12 protein-coding genes are annotated in these 17,566 nt (G+C 40.4%); 8 read left to right on the top strand and 4 right to left on the bottom strand.

Annotation, left to right across the window (positions count from 1 at the left end):
• Window position 1: 1 nt before the first annotated feature.
• A complete protein-coding gene (locus DW036_RS22580) occupies window positions 2-3,004 on the top strand; it encodes a glycoside hydrolase family 55 protein (protein WP_118466295.1) in 3,003 nt (1,000 codons plus the stop codon).
• 314 nt (window positions 3,005-3,318) lie between these two features.
• Here DW036_RS22580 and DW036_RS22575 read toward each other — a convergent pair whose 3' ends face one another.
• Both DW036_RS22575 and DW036_RS22570 read right to left on the bottom strand, forming a co-directional pair.
• Window positions 3,319-4,815 carry an acetyl-CoA hydrolase/transferase family protein gene (locus tag DW036_RS22575; protein WP_118466294.1) on the bottom strand — a complete coding sequence of 499 codons (1,497 nt, stop codon included), beginning with the start codon at window positions 4,813-4,815 and terminating at the stop codon, window positions 3,319-3,321.
• 93 nt (window positions 4,816-4,908) lie between these two features.
• The gene (locus DW036_RS22570; RefSeq protein WP_118466355.1) at window positions 4,909-5,352 is read right to left on the bottom strand and encodes a hypothetical protein; all 444 of its coding nucleotides are present in this window, start codon (window positions 5,350-5,352) and stop codon (window positions 4,909-4,911) included.
• A 325-nt stretch (window positions 5,353-5,677) separates the two neighbouring features.
• On the opposite strand from DW036_RS22570, the gene miaB reads away from it, so the two are divergent.
• Complete coding sequence (gene miaB / locus DW036_RS22565; protein WP_118466293.1) at window positions 5,678-7,048, top strand: tRNA (N6-isopentenyl adenosine(37)-C2)-methylthiotransferase MiaB; 1,371 nt, start codon at window positions 5,678-5,680, stop codon at window positions 7,046-7,048.
• A gap of 94 nt (window positions 7,049-7,142) precedes the next feature.
• Here the strand turns inward: miaB and DW036_RS22560 are convergent, their stop codons facing one another.
• Both DW036_RS22560 and DW036_RS22555 read right to left on the bottom strand, forming a co-directional pair.
• Window positions 7,143-8,345 (bottom strand): ATP-binding protein, encoded by a 1,203-nt coding sequence (locus DW036_RS22560; RefSeq protein ID WP_022393150.1) that lies wholly within the window; start codon window positions 8,343-8,345, stop codon window positions 7,143-7,145.
• Window positions 8,346-8,548: 203 nt separating this feature from the next.
• Entirely contained in the window at window positions 8,549-9,244 is a 696-nt protein-coding gene (locus tag DW036_RS22555) for a DUF6266 family protein (protein WP_118466292.1), read from the bottom strand.
• A 568-nt stretch (window positions 9,245-9,812) separates the two neighbouring features.
• On the opposite strand from DW036_RS22555, the gene DW036_RS22550 reads away from it, so the two are divergent.
• The 6 genes from DW036_RS22550 (at window position 9,813) to DW036_RS22525 (ending at window position 17,557) form a co-directional block, all read left to right on the top strand.
• Window positions 9,813-11,546, top strand: coding sequence for a hypothetical protein (locus DW036_RS22550; protein ID WP_187374668.1), 1,734 nt, complete (start codon window positions 9,813-9,815; stop codon window positions 11,544-11,546).
• Window positions 11,547-11,624: 78 nt separating this feature from the next.
• Window positions 11,625-12,035, top strand: coding sequence for a DUF3244 domain-containing protein (locus DW036_RS22545; protein WP_118466353.1), 411 nt, complete (start codon window positions 11,625-11,627; stop codon window positions 12,033-12,035).
• 19 nt (window positions 12,036-12,054) lie between these two features.
• A complete protein-coding gene (locus DW036_RS22540; RefSeq protein ID WP_118466291.1) occupies window positions 12,055-13,593 on the top strand; it encodes a vitamin K epoxide reductase family protein in 1,539 nt (512 codons plus the stop codon).
• Window positions 13,594-13,684: 91 nt separating this feature from the next.
• Complete coding sequence (locus DW036_RS22535) at window positions 13,685-13,909, top strand: hypothetical protein (protein ID WP_118466290.1); 225 nt, start codon at window positions 13,685-13,687, stop codon at window positions 13,907-13,909.
• Window positions 13,910-14,062: 153 nt separating this feature from the next.
• Complete coding sequence (locus tag DW036_RS22530; protein ID WP_118466289.1) at window positions 14,063-14,956, top strand: GLPGLI family protein; 894 nt, start codon at window positions 14,063-14,065, stop codon at window positions 14,954-14,956.
• 9 nt (window positions 14,957-14,965) lie between these two features.
• On the top strand, window positions 14,966-17,557 hold the full coding sequence (locus tag DW036_RS22525) for a carboxypeptidase-like regulatory domain-containing protein (RefSeq protein WP_118466288.1): 2,592 nt from the start codon (window positions 14,966-14,968) through the stop codon (window positions 17,555-17,557).
• The last annotated feature ends 9 nt before the right edge of the window (window positions 17,558-17,566 follow it).

Genomic DNA, 17,566 nt, shown 5'->3' with positions numbered 1-17,566 from the left:
GATGAAATATTTCCAGACAATCAGATTTCTGTTGGCAATCTGTTTGATTGCCAGTAGCATACCGGTAGGTTGGGCAGCAAGTGGTCATTCCGTTTATACCCAACGACCGGATGATCCGGAGGCATTTTATTTCACTCCGGAGAACTATGGCTTTAAGGCGGATGGAAAGTCGGATGTGACCGATGCACTTCAGGAGGCCATCAATAGGGTAAAGCGTGAAAAGAACTTTGGGATACTGTTTTTGCCTGAAGGTAAATACCGTATCAGCAGAACAGTACAGATACCTTCCTCTGTCCGTTTGATTGGATATGGGAAAAAACGTCCGGTGATATATTTAGGAGCCGGTACTCCTGGTTTTCAAACTATCCGGAACTATATGGTATGGTTCACCGGTGGACTGGCGCAGGAGGGGCGTGAACCTTCAGATGCCAATGCCGGTACTTTTTACAGTGCAGTGTCCAATGTGGATTTCCACATTGCAAAAGGTAATCCACAAGCCATTGCCATCCGTGCTCATTTTGCCCAGCATGGATTCATCAATCATTGTGATATTAGGATAGGGGATGGAAAGGCAGGTATCTATGATGTGGGCAATGAGTTGGAAGACGTCAGATTTTATGGTGGTGAATATGGTATCATTTCTTCAAGGACTTCTCCTGGATGGCCCATGATGATGGTTGACACCTACTTTGAGGGACAGAAAAAAGCGGCTGTCTATTCAAAGGAGGTAGGTTTTGCCATTGTCAACATGCATGTGAAGAATACTCCCGTAGCTTTTGAAATGGCAGAGAACTTGGCAGACCGTCTCCATGTGGAGAACTCTCTGTGGGAGAATGTTTCCGAAGCAGGCGTCAAGGTAAGTGTAGTAGGGAATACTTTTTCGCAACTGAATCTGGTGAATGTTGACTGTAAGAATGTTCCCGTACTGGTGGACTATACCCAAAACGAAAAGAAAATCATTGGCGAGTCGAAACTATATAGAGTAAAGGAGTTTACTTACGGCTTGGTCTATCAGGACTTGAATTCCGTTTCCTCCTTTCAGGAAATTTGCGAGATAGAACCCGTATCAAGTATTCCGGCTGCGCTTCATAAGGACCTGCCTACTCTACCTGCTATGGAAACTTGGGTGAATATCCGTGAGTTGGGTGCGAAAGGTGATGGAGAGACAGATGATACGGATGTTTTTGAAAAGGCTATCTCCCTATATAAAAACATTTATATTCCTCAAGGCTGGTATCGTCTGACACGAACTTTGAAGCTGCTGCCTGGAACCAAGCTTATAGGGATGCATCCTTTCGGTACCCAGTTGCTTTTAAAAGAAAGTGAGCCTGCATTCAGTGGTTTCGGTACTCCCGTTCCTTTGGTAGAGTCTTCTGAAGGCGGTGATGATATCTTGAATGGTATAGGTATAAGCACCGGTGCATACAACTACCGTGCTGTGGGTTGTAAGTGGATGGCGGGTGAACGCTCTTATCTGAATGATGTTAAGTTTGTAGGAGGTCATGGCACCTTGCGGAAACCCGTTCCGAGTGCTCCGGGCCAACAGTCTTACCGGAGTGGTGAACGTCGTATCAGTTCTCCTACCTCTCCCGTTATGGAAACCGGTAGGGATCTTGCCTGGGACAACCAGTATTGGAGTTTGTGGGTGACCAACAATGGGGGTGGTACTCTTAAGGATATCTGGACGGCAAGTACGTATGCTGCTGCCGGATTGTATATCAGTGAGACGGAGACACCGGGACGCATCTATGCCATGTCCTTGGAACACCACATGCGTACCGAAGCCCGTTTTCATAATGTATCCAATTGGAAGATTTATGCTTTTCAGTTTGAAGAAGAAGGTCGTGAAGGGGTAGATTGCCATATGGCGGAGATGTCGGGCTGTAAGAATATCGAGATGATAAACGTATGGATGTATCGTGTTATCCGTGCTTTTATGCCGAAAGAAATAGGCTTTCGCATTTGGAATTGCGAGAATATTGTTTTTCGCAATATGCACAACTATACGCAAGTGTTACCGGTTATTGAATTTCCGGTATATGATGTGAATAAGGCATTACCGGTCTACTCCTGGGATTTTGCCCGTCTTACTATTTCGGGCAAAGAAAGGGGTTACCGTCCTTTTGTCAGCGTTATTGACAAGCCGGTAAAGTTGGCCTCTGGCTTTGAACTTGCCACTGGAGCAACTGCCGACAGTCGGGGGAACGTTTACTTCTGCGAGAATCGTCTGAAAAAAATCTATAAATGGTCGGCAGATACGGAGCAAATCACCTTGATAGCGGATTATCCATGGAAACCTTTCACATTGGCTACGGATACACAAGATAATCTGTTGGTGATTTTTCGCTACGACCCACAGCCTGGCTATTTGGTGAACGGGCAGCAAGAAACGGTTTCCCGTCTGCCGGATGATAACCCGATGTACAGTGGTTGGGGTAATAGCGGATGGAGTGCTTTGGGATATTCTTTCAATCCAAATCAGGCGGATGCCAGCATGAAACCGATGGCGCGTGTTATTACGGCCGATGTGAAGCGGATAGAGCGGGTCATCCATCCTTCCAGTCGTTGGCGGAGTGATTTTAACAAGATAGTAGCTAGTATGCCCGAGTATAGTTTCATTGCTCCTGATGGTGTGACAATTATTCCAGAGACCTATGATTTGGGACGCTCTTGTGCTTTAACTATTACAGTTCCCGGTCAACACGAACCGGTTTATATTGTGAATGAGATGAATAAAACGACAGTACAACTTTCCGTTGGTCAGGATGGTAGCTTGACAGAGCAAGGAGTTGTATGCCCATATGGTCAATACAGTAATGTGACTGATGCTGACGGAAATGTTTATGTTGCTGATGGGGAAATATTCGTCTATGACAAATATGGTAAAGAGCAGAGACGTATACAGATGGAGGAACGTCCTATCTCCTTGGCAATCGGTGGAAAACAGAAGAATATGCTTTTTGTTACTACCTCAAGTTCTTTCTATGGGATTAATATACGTTAGGCAGTATAAGTAGGGATACTCAGAAAATGTTATAAAATCAAAAACAGACAGGCTAAAGCTGCGTGACATGAAGCTATATTCTAAAATGGAGCAAGCCTATGGGGGACCCGAAACCTCATGCCCATACGGAGCTATTTGGAACATCCAAGGAAGAAAGGATAATGAAAATGGCATGTGAAACGAAAAAATAGTCATTTACACATGCCATTGATTATTTTTTTGGGGGCATTTACTGAATATCCCGGAAAAACGAGCTACGTGGCTACGTTGTAACATTGCAAACCTCTTATAGCTCGTTTCTTATAGCTCGTAGCTTACTTGTACTGTGCCCAGTCTATGTTTTTCATATCTCCACTTTTAGCCAGTTCAGCATGCATTCCTAATGCAGCACGGAGGGCATGGGGAGTCTGGGCTTTACCATCGGTCAATTTCAGGTAATCCCATAGAATATTTTTATAGTCGGGGTGTACGCAATTCTCGATAATGGTCTGTGCGCGTTCTTTCGGACTCTTGCCGCGCAGGTCGGCAACACCCTGTTCGGTGATGATGATATTTACATCGTGTTCGCTGTGGTCGGCATGCGATACCATCGGAACGATAGCGCTGATTTTACCTTCTTTAGCAACAGAAGGACACGTGAAAATAGAGATATAAGCATTTCGTGTAAAATCGCCCGAACCACCGATACCATTCATCATTTTCGTACCACCGATATGTGTAGAGTTTACGTTTCCGTAAAGGTCTGCTTCAATAGCGGTATTGATGGAAATGACACCTAAGCGACGAACCACTTCCGGACTGTTGGAGATTTCCGACGGGCGGAGTACCAGTTTGTCGCGGAAGAAATCCATATCATCATAAATACCTTGCAGACAATCGTTGGTTACAGTTAGTGAACAAGCGCTACCGAATTTTACACGACCGTCGCGGATCAGTCCGATTACGGAGTTCTGAATCACTTCTGTGTACATCTCAAATGCCGGAATCGTTTTATCGCGTCCCAATGCACCGAGCACAGCGTTGGCAATGTTACCTACACCGGATTGCAGCGGTAAGAATGTTGACGGGATGATACCACGTTTCATGTCCGCAGCCAAGAAGTCGGCTACATTTTGTCCGATTTTATCTGTCAACGGATCAGCTTCGGCAAAACCGCGTGCTTCATCCGGCCAGTTGGTTTCTACTATACCTACAATCTTTTTCGGGTCTACCTGAATATATGGCTGACCGATGCGATCGCTCGGTTTGTAGATAGGAATTTCACGACGGTAAGGCGGATCAAGCGGTTCGTATACATCGTGCAGCCCCATAGCATTCTTGCTGTGAGCAGCATTCAGTTCCACGATGATCTGGTCGGCAAGGCGGCAAACTGTAGGAGCGATACCACCGGCTGCAGTCAGGTAGATTTTACCATCGGGAGTCACTTCGCAAGCTTCGATGATGGCAATGTTTACTTTGCCCATGAAACCGTAACGAACTTCTTGTGCCATCTGTGACAAGTGGATGTCGTTATAAGCGATTTCTCCGCTGTTCACTGCTTTACGGAAATCAGAATTGGTTGTGTAAGGAGCACGGTAGCGGATAGCTTTGGCACGTGAAAGTACGCCGTCGCAAGAGTCACCCGTAGAAGCACCGGTAAAAATGCCTATCTGAAAGGGATTTCCTTTTGCATGTTCTGCTTCCGCGATTTTTGCTAATTCAGCCGTAACGGCTTTGGCTGTTCCTGCGGGAGTGAATCCGCTCAAGCCGATGTTGTAGCCATGTTTAATCAGGCTTGCAGCTTCTGCTGCCGAGATGTAATTGAATGCCATAATGTATTTAGTTATTTTTCCTATGTGAAAATTCGTAAGTTATCGGAAGAATTACCCTCAACTCTTCACTCTTAATGCTCAACTCTTCACTTATCAATACTTTCGTTGTAGTATTTCCGACCAAATAATAGCTTTCCGTGCCTCTTCTGCCGAATGAATCGCATATTCGGAATCAGTTTCAGGCTTTTGTTGTATGGATGGAGGAGGAGAAATCTTCTGTTTCGGTGGAACTGTGACAGATTTGGGAGGTGTATTTATAGAATCTCCCCCAAAAATATGTTTTGAAGCAGAGAATTGGTATTCTTCTTTAGCTGTGGAAACGGGTTTCGGGTCCGGTTGGGGACCTTCGGGGATATATCCGCCATAAGTCTTTTCCCAACTTTCGGGAATGGGCAGTGCGTCATCGTCAAAATCCGTATCCGGCATGGGTATAGCAGGACTGTTGTCAGCGTTCTTTTTTGCTTCTTTCTTGAATTGCTTGGCAATTCCGATAACGATTATGCCTGCGATTAGCAGAAACTGTAATATGCCATCCATACTCATTTAAGTTTTTCATCGCCAAAGGTAACTAAATTATCTGAATTACAGCCTATTTTTGGACATGAAAAAAGGGCAGCTTCACAGCTCCCCTTATTTTTTTTAACCTAAACCTTAACTATGAAAAAATCTAATGTTTCTTTCATTACGCAAATTTGTGAAATAAATCGCTTTACGCCAAACATCTACCTCGAAAATGTTTAGTCTCTTAACATTAATTATCAGAAATGCCTCATTTTCTAACTATTGAGTGTTATTTTTCCTCATTTCATCTGTAAATTAGTGTCGAAGGCGTATCTTTGCAGTCGAAATAAAAAAAGAAATTATGGAAAATGTAACGGGAGCAGACTTTAAATCTGCAACTGCTGATGACAACAAGAAGTTGTTCATCGAAACCTATGGCTGCCAGATGAATGTGGCAGACAGTGAAGTAATTGCCTCTGTGATGCAGATGGCGGGATACTCAACGGCAGATACGTTGGAAGAAGCGGATGCGGTGTTTATGAATACTTGTTCCATCCGTGACAATGCCGAACAGAAAATCCTGAATCGTTTGGAATTTTTCTATTCGCTTAAGAAGAAGAAACGCAATCTGATAGTGGGAGTATTGGGGTGCATGGCCGAGCGGGTAAAGGATGATTTGATAACGAATCATCACGTCGACTTGGTGGTAGGGCCTGATGCTTATCTCACTCTTCCTGATCTGGTTGCAGCTGTAGAGGCAGGCGAGAAAGCTATCAATGTGGAGCTTTCTACTACCGAAACTTACCGGGATGTGATCCCTTCGCGTATTTGTGGAAACCATATTTCTGGTTTTGTGTCCATCATGCGTGGATGTAATAACTTCTGTACGTATTGTATCGTTCCCTATACCCGTGGGCGGGAGCGTAGTCGTGATGTGGAAAGCATCCTTAACGAAGTGTCCGACCTCGTGGCTAAAGGCTATAAGGAAGTCACCCTATTGGGGCAAAACGTAAATTCCTACCGTTTTGAGAAACCGGATGGAGAGGTTGTATCTTTCCCTATGTTGCTCCGTACTGTAGCCGAGGCTGCGCCGGGAGTACGTGTCCGTTTCACTACTTCGCACCCTAAAGATATGAGTGACGAAACGCTGGAAGTTATTGCACAAGTTCCCAATGTGTGCAAGCATATCCACCTGCCGGTGCAGAGTGGAAGTTCCCGCGTCTTAAAGCTGATGAATCGCAAGTATACCCGTGAGTGGTATTTGGACCGCGTAGATGCTATTCATCGTATCATCCCCGATTGTGGCTTGTCCACAGATATATTTTCCGGTTTCCATTCCGAAACGGAGGAAGATCACCAGCTTTCCCTTTCCCTGATGGAAGTATGTGGTTATGATTCGGCTTTCATGTTTAAATACTCCGAGCGTCCGGGTACGTACGCTTCCAAGCATTTGCCGGATGATGTGCCCGAAGAAGTGAAGATACGCCGGTTGAATGAGATTATTGCCTTGCAGAATCGTCTTTCTGCCGAGTCTAATGCCCGTTGCATCGGCAAGACTTATGAAGTCTTGGTAGAAGGAGTTTCCAAACGTTCCCGCGAACAGCTTGTAGGACGTACGGAGCAAAATCGGGTGGTAGTATTCGACCGTGGTACACACCGTATTGGTGATTTTGTAACGGTAAAGATTACCGAAGCCAGTTCCGCAACGCTGAAGGGAGAAGAGGTGAAGTAATCGCTTAGAATATATTTGCTTGATATATAATCTTTTCACTCGTGTCCTGACAAGCTCGGGTGCACGAGTGAAAAGAAAATTTCCCTATTGCTGTTTAGTATAAAAATCCAAATAACCAGAGAGGTATTCGTTTTCCTGTTCCATATTCTACATCATCTATTGCCAGATAACTGTCGGGCAGGTCTTTTATTTGTTCAAAGGTCTTTGTTTTGCCTCCCACTTCAAATGTATAAGTATCGTCTATCCGAAAATCTCCTTGTCCCGAGAAAGCTATTTCGTGGCGTGATTTCAATTGATTGGCAAAAAAAGTCTCCCGGACGTTTCCGATATCGGAAGCTGCAGAGAGCGCATACATCAGATTGGTATTTTCCAAATATACCTTTTCCGGTTTGGCAAGTTGTTGCATATTGCTCTTGCCGGAATAGAGCATGATGAGCAATGCAGCCCGTTCCAGTATCTGAAACATACGTGCTACCGACTGGCGGGTCGTTTCTATACTTTCTCCTACCTTAGTCATATTGGGAGTGAACGGGACCATTTGTGAAACAATCACCAGCAGCCGTTTCATTTTCCTGATAGAAACATATTCCACTTTTTCTACTGCCGGTAAGTCGTTTTCAAGGATTGTAGTGATAACCTGCTGTAAACGGAGCGGATAGGAAGCCGGTGCTTCTTTATAAAAAGGATAATAGCCATGCCGCAGATACTCTTCGAACAGTGGAATTATGGTAACTTTTGACACGATGTTGGCACTGATGTCTATATGCCCTTTCAGTATATCTTCCAGTGTCAGGGATGGGAAATTTCCTTTGTCTTCAAATTTAATGAATTCCCTGAATGAAAGTCCTTGTAGTGTATAGAATATGCATCTGCGAGAAAGATCTGCTATGGAAAAATCTATTTGTAACAAGGATGATCCTGTGAAGATGATATGCAATTCAGGATAGCGGTCGTATATATTTTTCAATTCTTGTATCCAATTATTGTATGGATAGCGATGCACTTCATCAACAAACAAATGCGTTCCACCATGAAGGATGTGGTATTCTGCTAAATCTATAAGTCGGTGTTCGGTAAACCATAAATCATCCAGAGAGATATAGATGGCTTGTTCGCTTTTTGAAAATACTTTTTTGATGCGTTGTAACATTAAAGTTGTTTTTCCTACGCCACGTGCACCTTTTACACAAATCATTCGTGATGACCAATCTATGGTGTCATATAGATAGCGGATATGAGACAAACTAACTGAATTGACCAAACGTGATGAATTGATATAAATGTCTGTTATTTCCATAATGATACAATTTTGTAGAAGCAAAGGTAGAAAATGTTTTTTATAAAACACGTTTTATTCAGAAAAACGTGTTTTATAGATAACGCTTTCATTGAAAATGTAGCTTTCGTAACTTATTTTTCAATAAAAGAGGGAAGCTGCCAGAGAATTTATCCCCGTTCAACTTCCCTTCTCTTTTTCAGTTCCGGTTACTTGCCGTCAGTTTATCCCAACGGATCGTCTTCTATGCCTCCATCGCCTGAGCCGCCACCTTCGGAACCTCCATTTGCCGGAGTGTCCTGCAGGCATACGCTGTTAGAGACATTTGTAACATCTTCATTGCAAAAACCGAGGTAAACGGCCAGTGCATCGTCGTTCCAGTTGGCGGGGAGCTTCAGCTCTGCTTTGGTATCGGCGCGTGTGGCTGCCGCTATGTCGTAAACGGCCATCCCTCTATCCTTGTTGTATGCCAGTAGCATGGCTGCGTCTTTGGTGGTTGCATCCCCCATTCCGCTATTGTCTGTCCAGACAAAGGCGGCCTTACTGTCGCTTACTGTTACTGTAGCATCCAATGCGGGCATCAGACTGCCGCGTGTCACCAGAGCTTTGTTGTAATCAATCGATACATTTTCTCCATCATTCTTCGTTGCATGTTTCAGAATATATGATACAGCTGCATTGAATGTCGATTGCTGTCTGGAATACTCTTTATACCCAAAACGAATGAAAGGTGTCATAGTCTTTACAAAATTGATAGTTGTTGCAAATTTAGATCGTTGGTCCTGCTGCTTTTCTGTGCGTGGATTACTGATGTTTATTGCCAATGCTCTCATGTAGTGTACTGATTTCCATGTGCTTCCTACTACTGTTCCTACTTTTCCTGAGAATCCTCCGAGGATTCCTTGCTTAATTGTTCCCATAATTTTTCTTTTTTGTGTTTTAAATAATTAATTTTTCTGTGTGAACTTGCTAAAAGACTTCTGCAGCAATCTCCGTCGTGTTGTTCAGTATGCAACGGTGTTTTGTTTTCGTTGCGTTGGCAAAGGTATGGGAAAATTTCTTTTTGGGCCTTCAATTTTGGGCAAAAGTCTTCATGAATTTCTTTTTAAATTTATAATTTGTTTGTAATCAGTATGTTATATTTGATTTTATGATTTTTTAGATGATTCTTATTTGATATGTATGGTGTGTTGGGTTTCAAATGTGCTTGCTAAAGGATAGATTATTCTTGATTTAGTATTTATCCGGTTTTGGTCAATTTTTCTTCTGATTCTTACCAACTCCGTGTCATCTCCGTATCTATACGAGGATTTGGAGATTGGAGTTGGTGTGGAGTTGGTGTGGACCAGATACGGAGTTGGTACGGGGAGGGTTAATATTGGTAATTTTTTCTTTTTCAACTTTTATTCTTTTATTTTCTGATGTTTGACATTATTAATTTGAAAGTTCTATCTTTGTGCTACAAACTATAATAATATGGCGGATACAATGAAAAACAACATAACTTTAATGTTCCTTTCGATTATTTTTTTTCTGATAGCTTGCAGTGAGCAACAGAGTGATAACAAGCAGTTGATATTAGTGGATTCTCTTATGCAATCACAGCCGGACAGTGCATTGAATATCTTACGGGGCATTTCAATGGAGAATTTTGCTACACAGGTTGATAGTGCTTATTATGCGTTATTGTTGACGCAGGCAAGGGATAAGAATTATATTGTGCAGACAGATGATTCGTTGATACGCTATGCTGTGGCATATTACGATAAAACTAATGATGTGCGTATGCAGGCAAAGGCACATTATTATTGGGGATGTGTGTATAGGGATATGAATCGGCAGGCAGAAGCATTCAGAGAATTCCTTATTGCAGCACCTTTGACGGAAAGAGCTAAAGAAAAGAGACAATTGGGATTGGTGTACAATAATATAGGATTTATCTATATGATACAGGATTTTAATGAAAAAGCAGATTCTATTTATCAGTTGATGGAAGGTATTGCTGAAGAGTTGAAAGATACTTCCCTTTGGTCAGAAGCTTTGTTCAGGCAAGGTTCTATTGTCTTAGCAAAAGGAGAGGAATATTTTCCTATTGCAGAGCAGAAATTATCTGATGCTTTTGCGGCAGTAGATAGAGCGGGGAATAATGGTCTGAAAGCTGATATTTCAGCTTCACTCAGTAATTTGTACAGTCGGATGGATGAGGGAGAAAAGGCTTTGTATTATGCAAAGCTGACTCTTTCCTTGCGGAGAGACACGGCACGGGCTTATCACACTTTTTTTATTTTAGGAGATGCTTATTATAAATGTAGGCAGTGTGATTCTGCTATTTTCTATATAAATAAAAGTTTGGTAAGCAAAGATTATGGAAGAAAGGTAGATGCTTATATGCGTTTGGCGGACATCGCAATGATTCAGGGAGATACTGCTTTATCCATAGAACTGGAGAGGAGCAGTTCTGCCTATAAAGATAGCTTATATAGATTTCGCCGGAGTGTAGTTGCCAATGAAATAATTGAAGTGGAAACTGATGTGCAGACAATGTTTCAAAAACTGTATTATGATGATCTGTTAAATGCATACTTGTATATCTATATACCGGTGGTAGTAATAATTGTTGTAGTTACTTTTTTTCTATATAAACGATATCAAAGAAAAAATGATTTATTGCAAAAGGACAAGCAACAATTGGAAAAGGTCAATCAGGATTTGAACCAACATTCTACCAATTTGCAGGCTGATATAGCGGAAAAGGATTTGGAAATTGAAGATTTGAAAAAGGAATTAGCTTCACTTCAAATTGATGAAGAACAAAGAAAAAAAATGCAGGCAGAACTGAGCGAGATGATTTTGAAGCGGGGAACTTTAGCAAAGGAGGCTTTCCTGCACTCACCACTCTACGAAAAAATGCAGACTATCATAAAGGATTATCAGGATAGAGATGAATCTGATGAAGAAATAAGTAATCAGGAGTGGCAGGAATTTGTAGCCGGAATGGATATTCAGTGGAATAATGCCATAACGGATCTTTGCGTAAAGTACCAATTGTCTAAAGAGGAACTTCATTTGGTGTGTTTAAGTTTGGCAGGGTTTCCATTTTCCCATTTAGAATACTTATTGCACCTTTCCAGAAGAACGCTCTATCGAAAGAAAAATGCCTTGCTTGAGCGGATGGGTGCTGAGCGAAATTGTGAATTTGAAGAGATTTTGCAAAAAAAATAAGTGATGGCACACTTGTGACACACTTTGTTTGCACAGGCTTTCGTAATTTAGCCACTATAAAACAAAAGTCTGATGCATATGAAAAAGGTATTGTTTATTTTATTTTCGTTTTTGGTTTTTTCCGGTTCTGCAAATGCCCAGTTTATCTCTGGTAATACGGAGATAATGCTTACGCAAAAGGATGAAGATAGAACTCCACCTGGACAGACTGGTGATGTGAGCCCGGAAAATGTTCCTAAAACTCGTGGCGCTATTTTCCAATCTGTGTGTGCTTACTTATATAATAAGGTGGTAACAGTTGACTTTCAAGCAGTATTCTCTGCTGTTGCGGTCAATGTTATTAGTGAAACTACCGGAGAAACAGTTTATTCTGAGCTGTTTACTAATCCAACAAGCTTTTCTATTGACTTAAGCGGGAAAGACGCAGGAGATTATATGATAGAACTTGTCTCTGATGAAATCACGTTAGAAGGATATTTCCCTTTATAATATTCTATATAAACTGATCATGGCTGAAGTTGATAATATCGCTGTTGTACTCTATCACTATTTACGATTACTATCTGTAAAGGTGAGCAGAAGTACTGTGCATCGTTTGCTCGACACTCCGTTAGGAGATAGCATACGAGGTATCAGTGATGCATTGGATGTGCTTCATGTAAAGAATGAAGTATATCAGCTTCCGTCATCCGATTATTTTTCGCAATTGGAATCTCCTTTCATCACAATGCTTAAGGTGGACAAAAATCCATTTTGTATAGTGGCGAAAAAGAGCGATTCCATCGTAGAATTCATCGATGGAGATGGACAAAAGCATAGTATGGTGGTGGACAAGTTTTTGCAGCGATGGACGGGTACTGTCTTATTCGGAGAGCCTACAGAAAAGACCTCGAATGAACATTGCCATGTAATGAAAAATATTATTTTCTATTTGCTGCGTTATAAGTTTGCCATCGCTGTACTTTTTCTCCTGATATTGGGGATGCAAACTGCATTCTCTCAAAATCAATCGCCTGCTTTTGTTCTCTATTTATGTACATTGAGTTTTGGCATTCTTGCTTCTATCGCTATCTTCTACAAAGAACGGGTGAATGAGCAATTCATGGAGTCATTCTGCCATATAGGGAAGGTGGTGAACTGTAATGAAGTGCTTCATTCTAAGGGAGCAAATATAGCAGGTGTAGGATTAGGGGAATTATCTTTGCTCTATTTTGTTGTTCTCTTTTTGTTTTCTTTGACCCGCTGGAATGATTTTTATGGGATTTCTGCCATTTGCTGTGTTGTTGCAACGGCATTCACTTTATATTCCATTATTTGTCAGGCTTTCATTCTTCATAGAGGGTGCATGCTTTGCATGCTGGTAAACTTGGCGGTATGGGGTAATGCGGTGGCTCTTTATATGTTGAGAAACTATTTTGATATAGGTTTTTCTTTTTCTTCATTTGCTGTATTTATTGCTATAGGATGTATCTGTTTGATTTTTGGAATACAAATGAGAACTATCTGGAGCAGAGAAAGGGAGAGAGTCTCTCTAAAAAAACATCTTGGTAGTCTGTTTAATTCGGAAACTTTTCAGATGTTACTGGCACTAAAGCCTCAAATAGAGGAAATGGCAAGTCCGGATATTACGCTGCATAGTCAGGCGGCAGGAGGTAGTGAGGTGATGATAGTGACTAATCCCAATTGCAAGAATTGTGCGCGGATTCATCATCATGTGAAAGAGATAGCTTCAAGGATTCCTGTATCATTGGTATTTCTGACATTCCCAAATGATAAGTTGGGAGAAAGAATTGCGCAAATTGTCATTGCAGCTTATTACATGGATGGGTGGGATAAGGCAATGCAACTTTTGGAAGAATGGTATGAAACGAAATGTATCAGAGAAGCGGATGATTACAGTATAACAACCGAGGTGCAAGATTTGTGGATGAAGCAACAGGTATATTGTCGGAGACAGAGAATAAGCAAGACGCCCTCTGTTATAGTGAGCAAGCATTATATACCGGAAGTGTATCCGTTATCAGATTTAAGATATGTATTAACATAAAGATATTATTTTCGCGAAGTAATAGCTGTTTTGGAATCAGCTTGAAAAATCCGGGATAACCTTTTTATTTACCTTTAAATTTTTTATTGTTATGAAGAATTTAAGTAGTTTTGAAGCATTCAAACTGAACAAGGCTCAGATGAATGTTATAGCTGGCGGCATTAACGCTAAAGAATATTGCGCTCAGCTTCATGCTCTGTATCAGAACCGTGGGGGTAATTTAACCGCTGGAGAAACAACTGGTTTTGCTGTAGGTTGGACGCAGGCTGGATGTGATAAAATGTATAATGATGTTACTTTAGTATCTAATACATAAGTAATGTCATAAGACTTTAAAGGCATATTCATTGGGAATATGCCTTTATCAATTAACAATTGGAGGCTATCTCAAAATTAATACAACCATTATTATTGAAGGTTTGGGATAGTTCTTAAAACGTTTTGAGGGACTATTTTAATAGAAAATATTATGAAGATATCAATTAGTATTCTTTTCTTGTTTTTATCTATTGGTATTCATGCCCAAAACCAAACAATGAAAGCCTGGGGTTGGCAACAAGTGGATACTGCATATCTTATATGTCAATATAAGTATTCTCAGTATAATTATGTTGCAAATGTACAAACAGCGGAAACGACAAGGCTTGAGGTAGGAAAGCGACTTTCTAAATTTTATAGCTACAGTACATTTGAGCATGACTCCTTATCCAGTACTCCTGATGGTAAGCAATTAATTAATCAAAGATTTAATGAAGCTTTGAAGCAGAGCGCTCAAGCATCCCGAAAAGAAGACAAGATGAAAATTTTATTGATGGGTATTCCAAGCCGTGCATCTGAATATATGATTTATAAAAACTATCCTGAAAACGGGAGGATGTTGGTACAGGATGCTGCATCTCATGAGTATTATAAGTACATTGAAGACGATATACAAAAATTACAATCATGGGAGATTGCAGAAGATTCTATGATTATTATTGGCTATTCTTGTCAGAAAGCGACTTGTAAGTGGAGGGGTAGAAAATATACTGCATGGTTTACCCTTGATATACCGATTAGTGACGGTCCTTATAAATTTTGTGGGCTACCGGGGCTGATAATGAAAGTGGAAGATAGCAAACAATTGTATTGTTTTGAAATACAAGGGATACGAAAAACTGATAATGAGGGCATCTTTTTGGCTGAGCCACGAGAGGAAAATGTAGGTGGATATAAAGATGCAGACAGAAAAGAGATAATTGCCAAACAAGCTAAAAGCCTAAAGAATGTAATACGGAAATTAAATAGAGATATGCAGCAATTGGGTAAATCAGAAAGGATATTTGAAGATGTAGTAGATGCTATGGAGCGGGATTATAAATAAAAGTGATGCATGAAAAATTGGCTAATGCTTGTCATATTATCTTTATCAGTATTGACGGTTTATCCACAAGTAAGTTTAACAGGAAAGGTTGTGGATGCAGAAAACAATGCTTCTCTTTCTAACGTCATTGTTATGCTGAGAAACTCCCAAGGACGCGTAATAAAATATACACAGACCGATAATGATGGACTTTTCAGCCTTAATGTATCGGATGATATGGCTTCGAGTTGTAATATTTCCTTCTCTTTGATGAGTTATAAAACAAAGTCTTATGCCTTGAAAGGAAATAATCAAGAACTTAATGTATGTTTGGAACAAACCTCCATACATATAAAAGAGGTAGTAGTTAAAGCACGGAGAATAGGCGAACAGGGTGATACGCTGATTTATAATGTAGCCGGTTTTGCCACGGAACAAGATAAAAGTATAGGCGATGTACTGAAAAAAATGCCTGGCATCAATGTAGATAAAGAAGGCAAAATAAAATATAATGGAGTAGATATAAATAAATTTTATATTGAGGGTAAAGATTTATTAGAAGGTCGCTATGGCATTGCAACTAAAGGCATTTCATACAGAGATGTAGGGCGAGTGGAGGTGATGGAGAATCATCAGCCCATTAAAGTAATGGCAGGTTTTTCGTTTTCAGATCAGGCGGCTATTAATCTAAAACTGAAAGACCGGGCTAAAGCACAGTGGGTAGGCACTTTTGAGTCGGAAGGAGGATATTCCGGGAGTAAAAATGTTTTGTGGAATAGTGTCTTATTCGGAATGTTGATAAAGAAGAGCATGCAGAATATTACGACTCTGAAAAGTAACAATACAGGCCTGAATATTGGAAATGATATTCAAAACTTTTATTCAAATGCGTGGAATGAGAACAGTACAATGATGGGATTGAGAAACTATATTAATATCAGTCCGAAAAGATTTTCTAATTTGGAAGAAGAAAGAACGCTTTTCAATCGTTCGCATTTGATTTCTACCAGTCAACTATGGGAAACATCGAAAAAGTTACAAGTGAAAACACAAGTGGATTATCTTAATAATAGGGAAGCAGACAATAACTGGTTGGAAACGGTGTATTTTTTGCCGGATAGTGCGAGGGTTATATCAGAAGATGAGCAGGGAGTAAGCAGGCAAAATCATTTAGGAGGGCGTGTCATGTTGGAAGCTAATAAGGATAATTTCTATCTAAATCATGTTCTAAGTACAAATATCCAATGGAATGATGTTGACTTACAAACCGGAGGTTCTTATCCTAATAGACAATCTGCATGGATGCCTTCTTATCAATTGGGTAGCCATTTACAATGGATGCAACGTTTGGGTAAGAAATTGATTACATTTACCAGTAATAATCAATTGTGCTCTCGCCCGCAGCACTTGGATATATTGCAAAATGAGAAGCAGCTTTATCAGAGTACAGATGCTAAAGTCTTTTATACAAATGAAAATGCTAGTTACAGTCTTGTGCTTAATAAGTTTGTACTTACTTTGAAGGGAGGAATGGCAGGATTATTGCGCTCAATGGATAGTAAACTGGAAGGTGTATCCTTATCATCCAATCAAGTAGTAAACGATATAACATCCAATAATCTGCAATTGTATGTTGCTCCGCAGTTAGAATATGAGATAGGTAGATGGAATTTTACGCTGAATGTTCCTGTTAATTATTATCATTGGAATTTTGGCAGTGATTTGCAATTAAAGAATGATGTTCTCTTTTCTCCACAACTTGTTGCCAGATGGAATCTTAATTCCAGGCTAAGTGTAAGTGTGAGTGGGCAGGTCTCTTCTCAAGGTTATGACGTAGGGAATTATTATAATGGTTTGATTCTTACGGATTATCGTACTTTGAAAAGTGGATATGAAACGTATGATACTTCTGTTGGAAAATCTATAATAGGAAGCATCTATTATAAACGGTCATTAGAAGAACTTTTTGCAAATCTAAGCATATTTCCTCTTTGGAATAGCTCGCCTTATCAAAACGAACAATGTTTTGTAGATGATTTTCTCTTATACTCCTATCGGAAACAGCCAGTATCTTCTGATTCGTGGTTTTTTATCGGAAACCTGAGTAAGGGTGTTGACTTTATCAGAGGAATTGCTACACTTAAAGCTAATTACGGACTTTCAGATATATCACTTGTTGCAGAAAATAAGCTTGTCTCCTATCGTTCTTCTTCCGGCAATATGAGCATGGATATATATGGGCAACCGTCTACATGGTTAGATTGGTTTTATCAAATAAGTTATGGCTTTTCAAGTTTGGAAAGTGATATACAGGAAAAAGAAGTATTAGATAGTTGGCAGCATACATTTAAGTTGAATATCATTCCACACAAAAAAGTTATTTTTACCCTATCCGGTGAGTATTACCGCAATGAAATGAGCAAAAACGTATATAAGGATTTGTTGTTGGCTGATACAAAACTAACTTATAAGTGGAAAGATTTTGAACTTTATATCAAGGTTCGCAATCTTTTCAACTCAAAGGAATATGGATATAATGTTCACAATGAACTAACTTCTATTAGTTGTTTGCAACGCATTAGAGGGAGAGAGTTTCTGATTGGGTTTAATTGGAAGAAATAAGGAAACATT

This window comes from Bacteroides sp. AF39-11AC (assembly GCF_003474285.1).
Lineage (GTDB): Bacteria > Bacteroidota > Bacteroidia > Bacteroidales > Bacteroidaceae > Bacteroides.
This window is presented reverse-complemented; position numbering and strand designations above follow the sequence as displayed.

Bases quoted from the DNA above. Each gene is read 5' to 3' on its own strand.
- DW036_RS22540 (WP_118466291.1), top strand. From the start codon at position 12,055: ATGGCTGAAGTTGATAATATCGCTGTTGTACTCTATCACTATTTACGA.
- DW036_RS22535 (WP_118466290.1), top strand. From the start codon at position 13,685: ATGAAGAATTTAAGTAGTTTTGAAGCATTCAAACTGAACAAGGCTCAG.
- DW036_RS22530 (WP_118466289.1), top strand. From the start codon at position 14,063: ATGAAGATATCAATTAGTATTCTTTTCTTGTTTTTATCTATTGGTATT.
- miaB (WP_118466293.1), top strand. From the start codon at position 5,678: ATGGAAAATGTAACGGGAGCAGACTTTAAATCTGCAACTGCTGATGAC.
- DW036_RS22545 (WP_118466353.1), top strand. From the start codon at position 11,625: ATGAAAAAGGTATTGTTTATTTTATTTTCGTTTTTGGTTTTTTCCGGT.
- DW036_RS22575 (WP_118466294.1), bottom strand. From the start codon at position 4,815: ATGGCATTCAATTACATCTCGGCAGCAGAAGCTGCAAGCCTGATTAAA.
- DW036_RS22550 (WP_187374668.1), top strand. From the start codon at position 9,813: ATGAAAAACAACATAACTTTAATGTTCCTTTCGATTATTTTTTTTCTG.
- DW036_RS22560 (WP_022393150.1), bottom strand. From the start codon at position 8,345: ATGGAAATAACAGACATTTATATCAATTCATCACGTTTGGTCAATTCA.
- DW036_RS22525 (WP_118466288.1), top strand. From the start codon at position 14,966: ATGAAAAATTGGCTAATGCTTGTCATATTATCTTTATCAGTATTGACG.
- DW036_RS22570 (WP_118466355.1), bottom strand. From the start codon at position 5,352: ATGGATGGCATATTACAGTTTCTGCTAATCGCAGGCATAATCGTTATC.
- DW036_RS22555 (WP_118466292.1), bottom strand. From the start codon at position 9,244: ATGGGAACAATTAAGCAAGGAATCCTCGGAGGATTCTCAGGAAAAGTA.
- DW036_RS22580 (WP_118466295.1), top strand. From the start codon at position 2: ATGAAATATTTCCAGACAATCAGATTTCTGTTGGCAATCTGTTTGATT.